The sequence below is a fragment of the Terasakiella sediminum genome, assembly GCF_033100395.1.
Classification (GTDB): domain Bacteria; phylum Pseudomonadota; class Alphaproteobacteria; order Rhodospirillales; family Terasakiellaceae; genus Terasakiella.
In genome coordinates this window covers 152469-168554 of record NZ_JAWLVJ010000007.1, presented here as the reverse complement: position 1 = coordinate 168554, position 16086 = coordinate 152469, and the positions used below count along the sequence as shown (strand labels likewise).

The following is a 16086-nucleotide window of genomic DNA, read 5'->3' as shown; positions in this document are numbered from 1 at the left end:
CCTTAACTAAATAACGCGGTGCGCAATCCATCAATGATATATTGCGAGGCCAATGCTGCCAGCAAAACACCTAAGAGGCGAGAAAAAATACTGGAAACGGTCTGGCCCAGGATTTTCTCCAAACGGTTGGACAGCAAAAACAGGATCAGGCTGACCAGCAAGACACCAAAGGTCACGCCAAGGATTACGCCCTGATATTCCATATTGCCATCCTGGCTTTCCATCAACAGCATGATGGAGGTAATGGAACCTGGCCCTGCCAAAAACGGGATGGACAGCGGGAAGACAGAGATATCTTCGCGGTCTTCATCCGAAATAATTTCTTCCGCCTTTTCATTGCGACGGTCTGTTCGTTTGCCAAAGACCATTTCCAGACCGGACAGGAACAACATGGCCCCACCCGCAATACGGAAAGATGACATTTCAATGCCCAACAGTCCAAGGAATTCGTGTCCGACAAGCGCAAAGAAAAACAGGATGCAAGTGCCAAACATAAAGGCACGCAATGCCATACGCCGACGATATGCCGCCGTTGCACCGCTCGTCAACCCGATGAAAAGCGGGGTCAATCCGATGGGGTCAATAATGACAAACATCGTGACAAATGTCTGAAGGGCGATATCAACCATTCTACCTAACCATTTTTATATAGAGATTTTTGTATTTTTCATGCTAAGTAGGCCCGCTTAGTACATATGTAAAGACTTTTCAGGAAAAAGCGCTGTCATGACCCAATATAAATCAGATTTCATTCGCATCCTTGCCGAACGCGGATTTATCAATCAATGTACCGACATTGAAGCCTTGGACGAAAAAGCATCCAAAGAGGTCATCACAGCCTATATCGGGTTTGACTGTACCGCCACCAGCCTGCATATCGGCAGCCTTCTGCCCATTATGCTGCTGCGTTGGTTACAGAAAACAGGTCACAAACCAGTTGTCCTGATGGGCGGCGGCACAACCAAGGTCGGCGATCCGTCCGGTAAAGATGCCACACGTCCGGTCATGACCGATGAATTCATTGCTGGCAACATGGCGGGGATCAAAACCGTCTTTGATAAATACCTTGAATTCGGGGATGGCGCGCAAGATGCGCTGATGGTTAATAACAATGACTGGCTGTCTGACCTGTCTTACCTGGAATTCCTGCGCGATTACGGTCGCCATTTCACCATCAACCGTATGATGACTTTCGATAGTGTCAAACTGCGCCTGGATCGTGAACAGCCCCTGACCTTCCTGGAATTCAACTATATGATCCTGCAGGCTTATGATTTCTACGAGCTGAACAAACGCCACGACCTGTCCCTGCAAATGGGTGGATCGGATCAGTGGGGCAACATCATCAATGGTGTGGAACTGACCCGTCGCGTGTCCGGCAATGAAGTTTACGGCCTGACCGTACCGCTTCTGACCACATCGGATGGCAAGAAGATGGGCAAGACCGCCAACGGTGCGATCTGGCTGAATGACGATATGCTGTCGGCTTATGATTTCTGGCAATACTGGCGCAACACATCTGATGATGATGTGGGCCGTTTCCTGAAATTGTTTACCGAACTGCCGCTGGATGAAATCGCCAAGCTGGAAGCCCTTGAAGGTCAGGAACTGAATGAAGCCAAGAAAATCCTGGCTCATGAAGTGACCAAGCTTTGCCGTGGTGAAGAAGCTGCCTTGAATGCTGCTGAAACAGCGCGCAAGACCTTTGAAGAAGGCCAACTGGGCAAAGACCTGCCGACCTTTGAAATCGCATCTGCTGATCTGGAAGCTGGCATTCCGGCCTTTGACGCCATGCGCCGTGTGGAACTGGCAAAATCAGGTGGCGAAGCCCGTCGCGCCATCAAAGGCGGTGGTGCCCGCCTGAATGACAAAGCCATTGGTGATGAAAACCAGAAAATCACATTGGGTGATGCCAATGCAGACGGCCTGATCAAATTATCCTTTGGTAAAAAGCGCCACGCGCTGATTAAGCCCGTTTAATTTTCAACAGGTTTGACCTTTGGCGGCGGCTGATCCCCGTCGCCAAGCTGAAACAAACGCCGCAAGAACCCCGGTGCCAGAGCACTGACCGGGTTTACGCTGACGTCCGGATCATCCAGACTGCCCGTCACCTGATAGGTCCAGGCAAACAGCCCACCGCCCTTTTCCCCACCGGAAAACAGGTTGCCCAAGATCGGCACATTCCCCAACAGCGAATTCAGACTATAAGCAGGCACAACTGTGCCACGGACCTGTGCAGCATTGGCGTGAGTATAGAGCTTTCCTTCCCAGGTCAGACCGATAGATACGCCGTTGGTGCGCCCCTCTTTCAGTTCAATCACGCCATTGTTATATTTAAATGGCGAGGTCAAGCTCAGGAACCCCAGACCTTCACCTTGTAAACTGTCAATCACGCCCGTAATCCCCACGAGGCTCAGCACCTTTGCAAGGGCCGGGACTTTTGTGATGCGATAATTATCGACCTGAATGGTCCCAACCAGCGGACGTCCAACGACCTGGTCATTGAGGATCCCTTCGATCAGCAATTCTCCATCCTGCATATCATCAAACAGATCAAGAGAGCGCAACAACGCCCCTGCATCTTTTGTTTCCATCGTCAGGCGACGGTTTACCCCATCTGGGGACAGATCGATCATAAAGGGCTGGCCGCCACCAACAACACCCGTTAGATGGGCCTGTGTCCAGATCTTACCGTTTGAAGAAACCGCACCAGCAACCGTATCCAGCGAATGTTTATCATCCAGCCAGATTTTACCAAAACGACCTGAGAACGTGCCGAACAGATCCGTATCTTCATTGGTCGGTTCTTCCTTCGTGCGATCGGTATTTCTGACCTTGAACAACAAAGCTGAGAGATCAAGGCTGTCGCCATGGATATCGCCTTCCCATCCGCTTTGATCGGAATGCAGGAATGTCCCACCGGAAATATCCGTACGTCCCGCCTGGAAACGCGAAATCTTCATGGTATGGAGCTTTTTGCCCGTTGCATCCAGGGTCAGGGCCCCCGCCGCTTTTAAATCCTTGCTGGCGATGGAGAAATAAGGCACCCCGATCAGACGTTCTTCATTGAAGGTCACCTTGGCGTAGGCTTGCCCGTCATCATTTTCGTCCTTGTTCCAATAAATCACCGGAATATCGATTTTGGCACCTTGCAGATCAGCAAAGGTTTCCAACTCCCCATGGCCGTCCCAATTTTCCGTAATGGTCGCATCCACATGAACAGGGCCCGTCATGATATCATCGTTGAAAGGCGGGAAGTCTAGGCGCAGTTCGTTGACCCGCTGCGAATCATTGACCACACCATCCAGCAAAAACCGCCGTTTAAACAATGTCTCATTGCTGAAATTTTCCCGCCATTTCAAATCTGCCGGAATAGTGCCCAGAACGATCTTGCCTTCAACGTCCATACCCTTTTTGTTGACGTCCAGCTTGATCTCCCCCTTACTCAGGTTTTGACCGAAGATCACGTCCGTAATCGCAATATTCTTACCAACAGATTCTGCACTAACCTCGACCCCATCCCACGTCAGATCATCCAGCAACAGGAAAGACATTTTGAGGTTTGTTTCCGTATCACCCGATGTTTTCTTCGGATCAATCCCCAGCGCGGTGGCAAATTCCAAAGGTTTACGATCAATAAACTGTAAACTGTCACGCAACGGGCCGCTGACATTCAAATCAAGATTCAGCCGTTGGTCATATTCATCCAGTCCAAGGATATCGATCTGAGCATTCTTAACACGCAGCTTTTCAACACCACCACCCGTGACCGTAACCTTGAAGGTCTGATGATCATACTTGGCCCAGCCCACCGCATCTTTGGCAGGTGGCAAGGGTGGCAGGTAGTTAACGCTTACACCTTCCATCTCCATATCACCATTGACGTGGTGCAGGATGGGTTCGCCTTCCTCGGGGATACTGACCGACAGGTTAATGCCCGCGCGATGGACGATGCCGTCATAAATGCGATTAACCACCCAGTCGCGCGCATCATCATTCAAGCCTTTGGGCCAATAGCGATGCAACTTGCTTGGTTCTACCCCGCGCAATTCCCCAACCATATCAACTTTGCGGGTCGGGCCTTTTATCAGCCCTGCAACCGAACCTTTGATACCCCCTGTCGGACCTTCGCCCATATCGAAAGATAGATTTTCCAGATTAAGCTGATCTGACTTGGTTTCATAATTGCCGCTAAAGCGAATGCTTTCCATGGGCATGAAGTGTGGCAAAGGGTCCGGGATGCGCACTACGGAACCTTCATTCAACGCAATCAGCACCTCTTCAATGCGGACCTGATCGTTGAAATCTTCATAACCCATTTTCAGGGAAAGCACGTCCAGATCCAGAGTCTGTTGGGCAGGTTCCGGGATTTTGATCAACCCATCAGTTGCCTTTAAATCCGCAAAGAACGAACGCACATTTGCATCTTTATCAATGGACAGGTTCGCCGTGCCTTCAATAGAAAAATCAAATGCTTTCAGTTCTGCCAATTCTGGCAGGAAGTACGAAAGATCAGATAAATGCAGCTTATGAACAACCGTCTTTGTGTCCAATACATCTGTGGCAACGTTATAGGTCGCGTTCAGGTCCACTTTGGCGGGTTTGCCATTCAGGAAAATGCTTAAGCCCGTATCCAGCGAAATAGTTTGACCAATCCGTTCCAGACGGATATCCGTATCCGGGGCCTTGAAAGAAGATTTGGTTTTATTGTCGGTATATTCAAACTGCCCCTTTTCAACAACGATTTGGGTCAAATAGGTCAGTGGATGATTAGGATCCGGCGTTTTTGCAACAAATTCATTTAAGCGAAAGGCACGATCTGCACGCACGGTCATGCCATCGCCCAGTTCAAACGCCAGACTGCCATCGCCATGGCGCAACAGGCTGATCTGCGGGCGGATCAGTTCAATCGTATCAGGAGCAACAACGCCCTTAATCAAGGCCGTTCCACTTAGAGACAGAGCAGCTTCCGGCACACTGGCCAGACGACGACCGTCGCGGGTAAAGACGTTCATGCCCGTCACTCGGATATCAAGATTGCGTTCCCAACCTTCCCAACTGAGGATAGTGTCTTTTATCCGAATCTGGACACCACGGGTGTTGTCAGAAATGGCATCCACGATATAGGGCGTCAGTTGCGGCAGAGAGATGGGGCCTTGCGACAATTTCCATGCAACTACAAGCGCCAGCAACGCAATCCCGGAAAGGACAGCAAGCATAATTTGCAGCATGTGTTTAAATGTCTTCAAAACCACGTTGGTTTACCCAATTTTTCTTTCACACTTGACCCAACTTTTGACTTGGCGCACTCTGCACAAAAACAGGCACACACAGCTGGGGAAATTTATTATGACAACTCTTTGGTACCAAAACGTTAACGTGCCTCTTCCCATCCCGTCTGATCAGGAAAAATGCGACGTCAATTTCAGCCATTGGCAAGACGCAACCGGGCGTATTGATGACACTGATCAACAGGCATTTGCAACAACTGTTATTGATGATATGCAGGCCAGAGAAGTCCTTTCTGCAATTTTCGGCAACAGCCCATTTCTAAGCCATTGTATTACAAGTGATATTTCATTTACCTGTGACCTATTAAAAGCCGGACCGGACGCCACCCTTCTTACCCTGATGGATAAGCTGGAAGCCTGTTGGAAAGATCAGCCGGATCGCGCAGAAATGGCAAAACAACTGCGAATCACCAAACGTCGCGCCGCCCTGACCATTGCCTTAGCCGATATATGTCAGACTTGGGATGTTTTTCAAGTGACCGAGGCATTGACCACACTGGCGGAAAAATCACTGGATTATTCCATCGGTACCTTGCTGCGCGAAGGTCACAACCGAGGCTATTTCAAACTGCCCGATCCAGAAAACAACCCGCAAAAAGGCTCTGGCTTTATTATCTTAGGCATGGGCAAACTGGGGGGCCGCGAGCTTAACTATTCCAGCGATGTAGATATCATCGTCCTTTATGATGCCGACGTCATTGAAACAGATGATCCGTGGGACCTGCAGGCCAATATGGTGCGCATCACCAAGCAACTGGTGCAGATGATGGATGATCGCACATCTGATGGCTATGTCTTCAGAACTGACCTGCGCCTGCGCCCCGACCCGGGATCAACCCCGCTTGCCATTTCCGTCCTTGGCGCTGAAACCTATTATGAAAGCATCGGCCAGAACTGGGAACGTGCCGCCATGATCAAGGCGCGCCCTGTGGCGGGCGATATTGAAGCTGGCTATGCGTTCCTTGAAACACTGCGCCCTTATATGTGGCGCAAGTACATGGATTTTGCTGCCATTCAGGACATCCATGCCATCAAACGCCAGATTAACGCCCATAAAGGTGGTCATTCCATCGCGCTGAACGGTCATAACGTTAAACTGGGCCATGGTGGCATTCGTGAAATTGAATTTTATGCCCAGACTCAGCAACTGATCTGGGGTGGACGAAACCCGGATGTTCGTATTGCCCCAACCTGCAAAGCCCTGCAAGCCCTTGTGAATGCAGAACAGGTGGACCAGAAAATCTGTGATGATTTGATTGAAAGCTATCAGTATCTGCGCACCGTTGAACACCGCATCCAGATGACCAATGATGAACAGTCCCATTCCATCCCCGAAGATGACGAAGCGGTTGAAAATCTGGCGACTTTTCTGGGCTATGCAAACAAAGACGCCTTTGCTGGTGAATTCATCCCGCATTTGGAACGGGTTGAAACCTATTACGCCCAACTGTTTGAAGACAGCACAGACGTCAATACCCACGAACAGGAAACAGGCAACCTTGTTTTCACAGGGGCTGAAGTTGATCCAGGCACCATCAAATATCTGGAAAGCTTGGGCTTTAACGACCCACAGTTTGTGGATACCACCGTGCGGGGCTGGCACCATGCGCGTTATCGTGCGACCCGCTCCAGACGATCACGGGAAATTCTGACCGAACTGATGCCTGTGTTGATCCATGCCATGGCTAACACGGCAGAACCGGATACAGCATTCAAAAGGTTTGATGAATTCCTAAGCCAACTTCCCGCAGGCGTTCAGCTGTTCTCCATGTTCCAGGTGAACCCGCAACTGTTGGACCTTGTCGCTGAAGTCATGGGGGAAGCCCCGCGTCTGGCCGAACATCTGGCGCGTCATTCCGGCATGTTGGAATATGTTTTGACACCTGACTTCTTCACGCCTTTACCCGATGTGGAGGAACTGTGCGAAGATCTGGAAAAAATCCTGGGCCAAGCGCGTGATTTTCAGGATATTCTGGATATTTCGCGTCGCTGGGCCAATGATCGAAAATTTCAGGTCGGTGTCCAGACCTTGCGCCAGATTATCTCGATCAAGGATTCAGGTCTCGCTCAGACTCATATTGCCGACGCCCTTATTCGGACTATCCTGCCGCGCGTGATGGATGAACTGGCGCAAAAACATGGCATCATCGAAGGTGGCGATATGTGTATCGTCGGTTTGGGCAAAGCTGGCAGTTGCGATATGACCGCGACCAGTGACCTTGATTTAGTCTTTATCTATGACGTACCGGAAGATTGTTTGGGCTCAAATGGCGATCGGGAACTGGGTGTGGCACAATATTACGCCCGTCTGTCCCAGCGTTTTATCAATGCCTTAAGCGCACCAACAGGTGAAGGCATGCTCTATGAAGTCGATATGCGCCTGCGTCCGTCGGGGAATGCAGGGCCTATTGCCTCCAGCATGGAAGCCTTCATCCGCTATCATGACGAGTCCGCCTGGACGTGGGAACATATGGCCCTGACCCGTGCCCGTGTGATCTGCGGCGGTGAAGGCCTGACCAAAAAGGTTGAAACCGAGATTAAAAAGGTTCTCTGTACCAAACGTGACACAGACCAGTTGGTCTTTGATGTCTCTGACATGCGTAAACGCATGGACAAGGAACATCACACCGATGTGGTCTGGGAGATCAAGCAATTCCGTGGCGGCATCGTCGATATTGATTTTATGGCCCAGTATCTTCAACTGAACCATGCCGCTGCACACCCTGAAATCCTGCAAAACAACACGGTCAATGTTCTGCAAAAAGCACGTGAGCTTGAAATCATTGATGAAAGCGTCGCCAGTGATCTGATTTCAGCCATTGAGCTTTGGAACATCATTCAGGGCTATCTGCGCCTAACCGTGGCGGCAGAACTGAAAAAAGAAGATGGCGGCGAATTGCCCCATGCCTTGAAACAGGACCTGGTTCAGGCAACGGGTGAACCGACATTTGACATGCTGTGTGAACGTATGAAAAGTGCTGCCAAACAGGTTATGACCCATTATAACAGCTTAATCGATGAACCCGCTTCATTGGTTCCCCCCAAAGACGAAAATGCATAAGGATCAAACGCATGACACTTGAAGTTGGCAATAACGCCCCTGATTTCACCCTGCCGACAGACAATGCTGGTGAACTCAGCCTGTCTTCCCTAAAAGGCAAAAAAGTTGTTTTGTACTTCTACCCCAAGGACAGCACACCGGGTTGCACAACACAGGCCAAAGGTTTCCGCGACCATATGGCGGAATTCGAGGCTGAAAACTGCGTCATCGTTGGGGCGTCCAAAGATAGTGTCAAACGCCACGACAACTTCAAAGCCAAGCAGGAACTGAACTTCGCGCTTGTATCGGACGCAGAAAGCGACCTTTGTGAAAAATACGGCGTCTGGCAGGAAAAGAAAATGTACGGCAAGACCTTCATGGGCATTGTACGCACAACCTTCCTGATCGACGAAAACGGCGTGATCCAGAAAATCTGGCCGAAGGTGAAGGTCAAAGACCATATCGAAGACGTTCTGGAAGCCGTAAAAGCCCTGTAAGACCATGACCTTGTGTGACGCTGCCCTTGATGTGTTGACCACTGCTGACCCGCTTAAGAAAGTCAGCCTGACCTATTCTTATGTCAAAGACTGGGAAGAAAGTCGCATCACGAAAATCGGCAGCGCCACACCACCGGATCAACCGGCCCGCCCGGATAAACCCGAAGTCTGCGCCCCGCGTGATATGCCGCGCAGGCGCTTGGGGTCCGAAGCCGGACGTATCGCCCTGATCCATGCCATTGCCCATATTGAATTAAATGCCATCGACCTTGCATGGGACATCATGGTGCGCTTTCAGTATGAAGACCTGCCGAAAGAATTTTATGATGACTGGGTGCGAGTTGCTTATGACGAAGCGGTGCATTTTGAATTGTTAAATGATCGCCTGTCTGATTTTGGTGCGACCTACGGTGACTTCCCCGCCCACAACGGCTTGTGGGATGCAGCTTATCAAAGCAAAGACGATATCATGATGCGCTGCGCGTTGGTGCCCATGGTGCTGGAACCACGTGGTCTGGACACCACCCCGCCCACCGTTGATCGCCTGCGCCGCATGGAAGATCATAAAACAGCCGACATTATGGAACGCATCGGTTTTGAAGAAATCGCCCACGTACGTGCTGGCACCCATTGGTTCAATCATATGGCTGAACGTCGTGGGCTTGACCCGGTTGAAACTTATCAGAAGATCATCAAAGAAAATTTCAAAGGTGGCCTGAAAGCGCCTTTCAATACGGAAGCCCGAAATCAGGCTGGATTAACTCCTGATTACTATGAACCCTTGTCAAACCTCGAAGCCTCGGCATAATATCAATCCATGAGCTTACTGATCCCGAATACGCAGGACAATCTTGTCGATATTATCCTGAATACCGTTGATGACCCGATGATGGTCACCGATGGCGACGGGGTCATTGTGCGGGTCAATCGTGCCTTTGAAGATACCTTTGGCTGGCGCACAGAAGAAGCTGTCGGACAAACCCCGAAAATCCTGAATTCTCGCAAACATGACGATGCATTTTTCCATCGTCTGTGGGATGCGTTGGCGCAAGATGGATTCTGGGAAGGTAAAATCTGGAACATGGCGAAATCGGGGGATGAAATTGAAACCGATTGCCGCATCAAGACCCAGTTTAATGATGATGGTCAGGTGCTTTATTATGTCTCACGCATGAAAGTTGAAACTGTGGAAGAAGGCGAAAAGGCCCGAAACCACGACAATTTGACCGGACTGCCCGACCAGCATCTCTTCAGTGACCGTCTGGATCAGGCCATGATTGCGGTAAGAAGGGTCGATAAATCCGTGGCCCTGCTGCATATCGGGCTGGATCATTTCTCCACCATCAACGATGGCCTGGGGTATGAAACGGGCGATCAGCTGCTCAAACAAATTTCTGAACGTCTGCATGACTGCATGCGTGGCAGTGATACGGTGGCCCGTTTAGGTGGCGACCTGTTTGCCATGGCCTTGCAGGTATCCTCCATCGACGACGGTGTAGTTGTTGCCGAAAAAGTGCTGAAAAGCATGCAAAAGACCTTTGATATAGAAGGCAAGACCCTGAATATGACCGCCAGTATCGGCATCAGCCTTTATCCCAAAGATGCAGAGCATGCCGCTGATCTGATGAAACTGGCCGATACCGCCATGCATCACGCCAAAAAGCAGGGCGGTAATGCTTATAAATTCTTCGCCGAAGACATGAACGCCAAGGCCAAAAACCGCCTTGAAATGGAAACAGCTATCCGCAAAGGGCTTTCGAACCGCGAGTTCGTGCTTTATTACCAGCCCAAGGTTTCTTCCAAAACCGAACAGATCGTTGGCGCCGAAGCGTTGATCCGCTGGATTTCACCGGAACGCGGCTTTATGCCCCCCGGCGACTTCATCCCTGTTGCCGAAGAAACCGGATTGATCGGCGATATCGGGTCCTGGGTGTTGCAAGAAGCTGCCCGTCAGAACAAATCCTGGCAGGACGCAGGCTTGCCCAAGGTGCGCGTCGCAGTCAATGTCGCAGCACCCCAGTTTAAAGCCCCTGATTTTATCGATCATGTGCTCAATGCCCTTGATAACAACGATCTGGAACCGCAATGGCTGGAACTGGAAATTGTTGAAAGCATGCTGATGGGCGATACCGAAATGACCGTACAGAAACTGCACGAAGTCCGCGAAGTGGGCTGTCATCTCTCCATCGATGATTTTGGTACGGGATATTCGTCACTCAGCTACCTGACCCGTTTCCCGATTACCACGCTCAAAATCGACCGGGCCTTTATCAAGGATCTGGAATGCGATAAGACCATGGCTGAAATTTCGCGTGCCATCATCGGGATGTCACAGGGGCTTGAACTGGAAGTCGTTGCCGAAGGGGCGGAAACCGATGCCCATATCCAGTTCCTGCGCGAAAATGGCTGTCAGACCGTGCAAGGTTTTTATTACTCCAAGCCCGTGCCTGCTGATGAGTTTGCCGAGCTTTTGAAAAACGGTATTCCAGCCCACAGTTAAGATGACACAATGATCACACGGCGAAACTTCCTGAAAAACACTGCTGGACTTTCTGCCCTGTGCCTTGCTGGACAAAAGCTTATGACACCAGCCCATGCGTCCTCTTCCTGGTATGTCCCGGAAGAAGCCTTGCCCCATACCCGCACCTTCATGCAATGGCCCGTGAATAGACAGGTTCATCCTGATCCCGTTTTTCTGGATATGCTGCAAAACACCATTGCCGATATCGCGAATGTGATTGCCCAATTTGAACCTGTCGTCATGTTGATGGACAAAAGCCATCAGACATCGGCACGGCGCAAACTCTCTGAAGATGTCGAAATCTGGGACATGCCGACAGATGACCTTTGGGCACGCGATTCAGGTCCCATGTTTGTTATAGATGATGACGGAGGACTGGCCGTATCAAGTGTGAATTTCAATGGCTGGGGGAATAAACAACCCCACCAGAATGACGGTAAAGTCGCCCAACGCATAGCTGAAATTCTGGACATCCCCTACCTCAACAACGGACTGGTGGGCGAAGCTGGCGGGGTTGATTGCAATGGCGACGGCATCCTGATTGCCCATGAAAGTTCATGGATCAATCCCAATCGCAATAGGGGCTCAAAAGCAGAAGTCACACGGTTGATGCAGGAAGCTTTCGGCGTCGATAAAGTCATCTGGGCACCGGGCATATGGGGCGAAGACATCACTGATTACCACATTGATGCGCTTGCCCGATTTACCGGACCAAACGACATTTTAATCCAGTTACCAGAACCTAATGATATGGACGACATTTGGGTCAGGGCCGCGTATAAAACCTACGACATCCTGAAAGCGGCAACCAATCTGGATGGCGCCCCCTTCAACCTCCTCACCCTGCCCGGCCCACGCCATGTACGCAGCGAGGAAGAGGAGTTTGTAGATTCATACGTAAATTACTACGTCTGCAACGACGCGGTGATCGCCGCCCAATTTGGCGACCGGGAAACCGACCTGCTGGCCAAAGAAACCTTGCAGCTTTCCTATCCGGACCGTGAAGTCATCCTGCTGGATATCGACCCGGTTGCCGAAGTCGGCGGCGGCATCCATTGCGCAACGCAACAACAGCCGCTGGTCTGATTACTCGTCCGAAGAACCTTCGATCTTGCTGGCCAAGGCCGCTGCCATGAACTGATCCAAGTCACCATCCAGAACGGCTTGAGAATTGGATGTTTCCACGTTCGTGCGCAAGTCCTTGATCATCTGATAAGGCTGCAATACGTAAGAGCGGATTTGACGGCCCCAGCCGATCTCGGTCTTCGCATCATGTTCCGCCTGACTTTCGGCTTCACGGCGTTGCAATTCTGCTTCATACAAACGTGCACGCAGCATTTTATAAGCTGCTGCGCGGTTTTTATGCTGGGAACGGTCGTTCTGACACTGGACCACGATGCCTGTCGGGATATGCGTAATCCGGATGGCGGAGTCAGTTTTGTTTACGTGCTGACCACCTGCACCGGAAGCGCGATAGGTATCAATGCGCAAATCTTTTTCTTCGATTTCCACTTCGATATTATCATCAATCTCAGGGGAGACCGCGACCGCTGCAAAGCTTGTATGGCGACGTGCAGAGCTGTCAAACGGGGAAATCCGCACCAGACGGTGGGTGCCTGTTTCGGTCTTCAGCCAGCCATAGGCGTTATGACCGTTGACCTTCAAGGTCACGGATTTGATGCCCGCTTCTTCCCCCGGTGTTTCTTCGAGATATTCGACCTTATAGCCGTGCTGGTCGGCCCAACGGGTATACATGCGCAACATAATGCCTGCCCAGTCACAGGCTTCCGTCCCACCTGCACCGGAGTTAATCTCCAGGAAGCAGTTGTTCGGATCGGCTTCCCCGGACAGCAGGGTTTCAATTTCCTGCTTGGCGGCACGTTCTTGTAACGCGCTTAAAGCTTCTTCAGCTTCGGCGATGGTGTCGGCATCGTCTTCCATCTCACCCATTTCGATGAATTCGATATTGTCGGCCAGTTCCTGTTCAGAAGATTCCAGCCCCTTGATGCCATTTTCAAGGCGGGTACGTTCTTTCATCAGGCTTTGTGCTTTTTGCGGATCGTTCCACAGGTCCGGGTCTTCGCTCAGCGCATTCAGTTCTTCCAGACGGCGCACGGCATTGTCATAATCCAGATGCTTGCGCAACAGCTTCAAAGACTTACGAATTTCTTCGACCTGTGTTTCAACTTCGGCACGCATGGTATGACTTCCTGAAATAATTCTGCAATAGGTGTGTGGGGTATTTAAACGCTAAAGGGCGTTGCGTCAATATAGACCGTCGTTGGTATCATCACCATGAACCGGGTCCAGATCATCACTTTGCCCTTCCAGAACGCTGTTACTCTGACTTGGCGATTGGCCTTCCTTAAAGGCTTCCCAGATCACGTTGGTATCAGCCACTGTCGCATCCTGACCCGTGCGCGCATTGACCCGCACCATACGAATACCTTCCGGAATACGAAATGGCGTAGCTGGTTTATCAGCCAATGCCTCTTTCATGAAATCACGAAAGATCGGGGCGGCCACACTGGAGCCTGACTCTTTTCTACCAAGCGTGCGTGGCGTATCAAACCCGACGAACACACCTGTGACCAAATCCGGGCTGAAGCCCATAAACCAGGTATCCCGACTTTTGTTGGTTGTCCCCGTTTTCCCGCCCAAAGGCTTGCCAACAGCGGAAATACGACGCCCGGTCCCACGCAAGACCACGCCTTCCAGAATGGAGACAACCTGATAGGCGCTTTGTGGCGAGGTTACGCTTTCACGGACATCTGCAACTTGCGGAACGATTTCATCCCCCGTCCAATTCATGGCCACACAATTGGGGCAATCGCGAATATCATGTTTAAAGACAGTGGTGCCGTTGCGGTTCTGAATACGGTCAATCAGGGTAGGTTCAATGCGCTTGCCGCCATTGACCAACATGCCATAAGCAGTTGCCAAATCCATCAAACGGGTATCACCTGCGCCAAGGGACATGGACAAAACTTCCTGCAAATTCGGTGTAATGCCAAACTTCTTGGCATAGGCACTGACTTTTTCCATCCCGATGGTTTGAGCCAGACGTACGGTCATCAAGTTACGGGACTTTTCAATGCCCAGACGCATAGTCGATGGACCATAGAATTTATCGGTATAGTTGGATGGACGCCATTTCGGCAAGCCCGGTCCCTGATCCTGCACAAAAGGTGCATCCAAGATCAATGTCGAGGGCGTATAGCCTTCATCAAAGGCCGCCAGATAAACAAACGGTTTAAAGGCTGACCCCGGCTGGCGGCGGGCTTGTGTTGCCCGGTTAAACTGGCTGTTTGCATAAGAATAGCCACCAACCATCGCCAACACGCGACCCGTATGTGGGTCAAGCGAGACAATTGCCCCCTGCACATCCGGAATTTGGCGAAGCGCGTAAGTGTTGGGCTGATATTTTTCCCCCTTGGCCGTTTCTGTCACGGCCTTCACCCAGATCACATCACCTTTATTCAGTGCATCAGAAGGTTTCTTGAGTGACGGTCCGCGTTTCTGTTTTTCCAGTGCTTCGCGTGCCCATCTCATTTCCCCAAATGGTAGTGCCCCCTGGCTGCCATCCGGCAATCCAATGGTCACCCCTGTGGCATGCAGCTGCAGAACCACGGCCAGCGACCAGTCCGCAGGTGCGCCTTTTGGTGCTGTAACTTCTTCCAGTGCCGTCTGCCATCCCAATGTGGAATCAATCGTCGCAACAGGTCCACGATAGCCATATTTGCGATCATAGGTTTCCAGCCCGTTTTGAAGCGTGCGCTGTGCGATGACCTGAAGGTTGGGATCAAGGGTCGTATGAACGGACAGACCGCCTTTATAAAGCTTGTCTTCACCATACATATCCACCAGTTCACGGCGGACTTCTTCGGCAAAATAAGGGGCGGTCACAAATTCTGTTTGCGCGCGCGACGCCACCTTCAACGGCTGTTTTTTGGCTTCCAGAGCTTCCACCAAACTAATCACGCCAACAACATTCATACGATCAATGACCCAGTTACGACGCTCCACCGCTTTTTTGGTTTTCTTGATCGGATGATAATTATTGGGGGCTTTGGGGAGTGCGGCCAGATAAGCCGTTTCTTCAATGGTCAGCTCCCCCAGTGATTTATTGAAATAGTTCAGCGCAGCAGCGGCCACACCATAAGAGCCATAACCCAGATAAATTTCGTTCAGATAAAGTTCCAGGATACGGTCTTTGGTAAAGGCCTTTTCAATTCGCAGAGCAAGGATGGCTTCTTTGATTTTACGGATATAAGAAACTTCGTTGGTCAGAAGGAAGTTTTTGGCCACCTGTTGCGTAATGGTAGACGCGCCAACAAGGCGACGCCCCTTGCCGATGTTTTTCAGGTTAACCACAACCGCACGGCCAACCCCCATGGGGTCAATACCAATATGTTCATAGAAGTTTTTATCTTCTGCCGCCAGGAAAGCGTTGATCACCCGTTTCGGGATCGCCTTGATCGGCACGAACACGCGATTCTCAATGGCATATTCCGCCATCAACTGTCCGTCACCAGCATGAACGCGGGTCATAACCGGGGGCTCATAATCCTTAAGCTGGGTATAATCCGGCAGCCCCTTGCCATAGTGATAGAACCCGTAAAGCACACCGCCAGCACCAAGAAGAGCAAGAAAAAGGAAGAACCCTAAAATTCCAGCGAATATTTTTAGTAATTTTTTCAACGGGCGAGCCTTAAAGTCTGATCAAAATGAAGGGTC

10 protein-coding genes are annotated in these 16086 nt (G+C 50.8%); 6 read left to right on the top strand and 4 right to left on the bottom strand.

Translation table 11 applies throughout. The features are described from left to right. Window positions 1-2: 2 nt before the first annotated feature. On the bottom strand, window positions 3-629 hold the full coding sequence (locus RYZ26_RS07455) for a MarC family protein (protein ID WP_317682554.1): 627 nt from the start codon (window positions 627-629) through the stop codon (window positions 3-5). Window positions 630-726: 97 nt separating this feature from the next. Between RYZ26_RS07455 and tyrS the strand changes: the two genes are divergently transcribed. Continuing rightward, window positions 727-1980 (top strand): tyrosine--tRNA ligase, encoded by a 1254-nt coding sequence (gene tyrS / locus RYZ26_RS07450; RefSeq protein ID WP_317682553.1) that lies wholly within the window; start codon window positions 727-729, stop codon window positions 1978-1980. Here tyrS and RYZ26_RS07445 read toward each other — a convergent pair. Continuing rightward, window positions 1977-5231 (bottom strand): YhdP family protein, encoded by a 3255-nt coding sequence (locus tag RYZ26_RS07445; protein ID WP_317682552.1) that lies wholly within the window; start codon window positions 5229-5231, stop codon window positions 1977-1979. The two genes, tyrS and RYZ26_RS07445, sit on opposite strands and share 4 nt — an antisense overlap. Before the next feature lie 118 nt (window positions 5232-5349). On the opposite strand from RYZ26_RS07445, the gene RYZ26_RS07440 reads away from it, so the two are divergent. Genes RYZ26_RS07440 through RYZ26_RS07420 form a run of 5 tightly spaced genes read left to right on the top strand, consistent with a single transcriptional unit; the run spans window position 5350 to window position 12435 of the window. Further along, window positions 5350-8352: a bifunctional [glutamine synthetase] adenylyltransferase/[glutamine synthetase]-adenylyl-L-tyrosine phosphorylase gene (locus RYZ26_RS07440; protein WP_317682551.1), complete on the top strand. Its 3003-nt coding sequence runs from the start codon at window positions 5350-5352 to the stop codon at window positions 8350-8352. A gap of 11 nt (window positions 8353-8363) precedes the next feature. Then, window positions 8364-8828, top strand: coding sequence for a thioredoxin-dependent thiol peroxidase (gene bcp, locus RYZ26_RS07435; protein WP_317682550.1), 465 nt, complete (start codon window positions 8364-8366; stop codon window positions 8826-8828). A gap of 4 nt (window positions 8829-8832) precedes the next feature. Continuing rightward, a complete protein-coding gene (locus RYZ26_RS07430) occupies window positions 8833-9636 on the top strand; it encodes a ferritin-like domain-containing protein (RefSeq protein WP_317682549.1) in 804 nt (267 codons plus the stop codon). A 9-nt stretch (window positions 9637-9645) separates the two neighbouring features. After that, the gene (locus RYZ26_RS07425; RefSeq protein WP_317682548.1) at window positions 9646-11328 is read left to right on the top strand and encodes a putative bifunctional diguanylate cyclase/phosphodiesterase; all 1683 of its coding nucleotides are present in this window, start codon (window positions 9646-9648) and stop codon (window positions 11326-11328) included. Window positions 11329-11337: 9 nt separating this feature from the next. After that, complete coding sequence (locus RYZ26_RS07420; protein ID WP_317682547.1) at window positions 11338-12435, top strand: agmatine deiminase family protein; 1098 nt, start codon at window positions 11338-11340, stop codon at window positions 12433-12435. Here the strand turns inward: RYZ26_RS07420 and prfB are convergent, their stop codons facing one another. Both prfB and RYZ26_RS07410 read right to left on the bottom strand, forming a co-directional pair. Beyond that, window positions 12436-13548, bottom strand: coding sequence for a peptide chain release factor 2 (gene prfB / locus RYZ26_RS07415; RefSeq protein WP_317682546.1), 1113 nt, complete (start codon window positions 13546-13548; stop codon window positions 12436-12438). A gap of 66 nt (window positions 13549-13614) precedes the next feature. Continuing rightward, a complete protein-coding gene (locus RYZ26_RS07410; protein WP_317682545.1) occupies window positions 13615-16050 on the bottom strand; it encodes a penicillin-binding protein 1A in 2436 nt (811 codons plus the stop codon). Window positions 16051-16086 lie beyond the last annotated feature (36 nt).